This window comes from Polaromonas sp. P1_E3 (assembly GCF_056405935.1).
Map to the genome: position 1 here is coordinate 1 of NZ_JBFUBD010000356.1, position 2,731 is coordinate 2,731.

Below are 2,731 nucleotides of genomic sequence, written 5' to 3' on the forward strand. Positions count from 1 at the left end.
ATCTCCTCCTGGCCAGGGATTGAGACTATATTGTCGAGCACCTCTCCCACACCCTGTGGAGCCCCTTCGCCTTCGCGTGTCACTACCGCGAAGCTCAAACGACGCGCCGTTCGGCACGCGGTCGCGTCCGGCAGCGCGATACCGTTATTCATCGCCTCCAACTCCTTGGGCGAGATCTTCTGCACGTCGCTCCAGCGGAACCCACACCCGAGGAAAGCATTGGCGTTGGCAATCAGGTGCTTCGTCCCGTCCGGAAGCACGTAGTACACCTCCGGTCTGCCATCAACCATTACCGGCGCGCGATCGGCCGGCGCCTTCGCTATGGGACGCAGCCCGCGCACCATCTCGCAGGTCGGCACATCCGAAAGGGGGTACATGCGGATCCTGAACGCATAGTCGAGCCACTCCTGTTGCACCGTCACCACATCGGTCCACTTGAAGCCGCAGCCGAGGAATGTTTCCGGATTCACGAAAGGATAGATGGGTCCGGTGGCCAGGGCCAGGTAGACCGTGGGACTTCCCTGCACGGTGACGACCTTGTCGTTCTCATGCGCTCGCGCGCCATCTGGAGCGCCAAGGCACGCAGCAGCGAATAGGGCAACCGCGACCATTAGATAAAGCTTTTTCACATGCCCCTCCCATTTTTTTTGTTTTGAGACACCGCAAGCTGCGGCCACAAGCGTCTTCTATTGCGTCTTCTATTTAACCAACCCCAGCACATCCCTGAACACCTCATGCTCAGCCGTGCGCAGCCACTCAAACGCCACCATCTCGGTCGTCACCAGTTCGGCGCCGTTGCCGGCGAGGCGGTCGAATGCCGCATCTCGGTTGCGCTCACTGCGTGAGCTGCAGGCGTCCGTCACGACCCAGACTTCGAACTCTTCTTCGAGCAAATCAAGCGCGGTCTGCATCAGGCAGACGTGGGCTTCGCAGCCGGCGATAACGATGGTGCTTCTGCCCTCTTCCGGTTCGGGCGCCGGTTTTTGCAGGTGCTTGGGCAGGCTGCGGGCGTTTCCGCCTGTCGGTGCCTTGCGCACAGGTGGGCGCAGCAGGTCGCCCAGGCCATCGGCCACGGCACTGAAGAACATCTTGTCCATGGTCTTGCCGCCGGCAGCCTGGATGGCGGCCTGTATTTCGGGCACCGTGGCGCCCAGGCTTTCGGGGTTTTCTTCCGTGCCCCATACCGGCACATCCAGCAGTTTCGCCATGCGGGCGAGCTTCACGGCATTGGCCATGACCAGGTCGGCCTCAAAGATCGAGGGCATCAAAAGGGTCTGGTAGTCGACCAGCACAAGCTGGGAGTCATCGGCATCAAGCAGCATTTAGGGTCCTGGGAAATTCCGGACAGGCACCGGAAAAATTCTGGGAAAAATCAGGCCGGGTTGCGCTGCAGGCGCTCCACCAGGCCGATCACATAAGCATCGAACAGCAACGTGGGGTCCTGCCCGAACATGCGGATGCGACCGGTATGTTGGAGAAGCAGCAAGCCCATGCCATGCGCGAACAATGCCGTATTTTCGCGCAATGCGTCTTCGGCGTTCAAACCCATGGCCCGCAAGGCGGCTTCACAGGGCCGCAAAGCGTCATGAAGGCGGTCATTGAGCCGCTGGTTCAGCTCCGTGCCCAGCCCGCGGGGGCGCATGCCCTGCATGAGGTAAAAGCCCAGGTCCAGGTCGCGCGGGTTGGCCGCAAAAAGACCGAACCAGGCGCTGGCCTTGGCTTCGAGCATCTCGGCTGGGTCGGTGCGCTCTTCCCCCGCAGACGCCACCACGGCATTGAGGCGCTCGAGGCATTCGGCCAGCAAGGCGCCGTAAATGGCTTCCTTGTTTTCAAAATATGAATAGATGGCCCCGGCGGTATAGCCTGCTTCCCTGGCGATCTCGCGGATGCTTGCGCCATCGATGCCCAGGCGTTCAAACACGGTACGGGCGGCGTCCAGCATCAGTGTCCGGCGTAAATCACTCTGGGCCTGCTGGCGGTCTATTCGGGTTTGCATCGCCTGAATATAGGCGTGAAAACCGCTCGTCCAGCATGCCGTTTCCGGTGAAAATTAACACTTGTTCTAAAAATTGAACGTTGTTTAAATTTTCAGGATCGCGCCTGAAAACGCGCCGCGAATGCTCCGCCCTTCGTTACCGCGCACGCCAAGGCGGGCTGCCAGCGGGCTGGCGGGCCTGATCAGCTATTTATTTGATAGCTGGTAGCGCCCGCCCACAAAGGGTTGCAGGCCCATTTAATGCCAACCAGACCGCAGCGTTCATTCAGGCTCGATGCCCGCAGCCTTGATGATCTTTCCCCATTTCAGGGTTTCCGCCGCCTGGAACTTGCGCAGATCCTCCGGGTTGCTGGTGAAGATTTCGGTGCCGCTGGACTGGTAGAACGGCGCGGCCGAAGGGCTGCGGGCCGCCTTGACCAGCATGTCGCTGAGTTTTGCAACGACGTCAGCGGGCGTGCCGGCTGGCGCATAGGCAGCAAACCAGTAAGTCATTTCATAACCCTTGACGCCGGCCTCGGCGATGGTCGGCACATCGGGCGCCAGTGGTGAACGCTGCCGGGTAGAAACACCCAGCGCCTTGAGCTTGCCGGCCTTGACCTGCGGCAGGCCCGTCGCCATATCGGTAATCATCATGTCGATCTGGCCGCCCAGCAGGTCCGTCACCGCGGGCGGGTTGCTTTTGTAGGGGATGTTCAGGATGTAGGTGCCCGTCATCTGCTTGAACTGCTCCCCTGC

General features: G+C 60.7%; 4 protein-coding genes. All 4 read right to left on the reverse strand.

From position 1 onward, the window contains the following. A partial coding sequence (locus tag AC1D0Z_RS19080; RefSeq protein WP_477659762.1) for a hypothetical protein occupies nt 1-677 on the reverse strand: 677 nt, incomplete at its 3' end. A 21-nt stretch (nt 678-698) separates the two neighbouring features. Next, nucleotides 699-1,322, reverse strand: a complete 624-nt coding sequence (locus tag AC1D0Z_RS19085; protein ID WP_477659763.1) for an isochorismatase family protein — start codon at nt 1,320-1,322, stop codon at nt 699-701. A 50-nt stretch (nt 1,323-1,372) separates the two neighbouring features. Beyond that, nucleotides 1,373-1,996 carry a TetR/AcrR family transcriptional regulator gene (locus AC1D0Z_RS19090; RefSeq protein ID WP_477659764.1) on the reverse strand — a complete coding sequence of 208 codons (624 nt, stop codon included), beginning with the start codon at nt 1,994-1,996 and terminating at the stop codon, nt 1,373-1,375. Nucleotides 1,997-2,257: 261 nt separating this feature from the next. Then, nucleotides 2,258-2,731 (reverse strand): Bug family tripartite tricarboxylate transporter substrate binding protein (locus tag AC1D0Z_RS19095; protein ID WP_477659765.1); only part of this gene is annotated, 474 nt, incomplete at its 5' end.

What these genes read in the sequence shown, in the direction of transcription:
- AC1D0Z_RS19090 (WP_477659764.1), bottom strand. Translation starts at nt 1,996, where the DNA reads ATGCAAACCCGAATAGACCGCCAGCAGGCCCAGAGTGATTTACGCCGG.
- AC1D0Z_RS19085 (WP_477659763.1), bottom strand. Translation starts at nt 1,322, where the DNA reads ATGCTGCTTGATGCCGATGACTCCCAGCTTGTGCTGGTCGACTACCAG.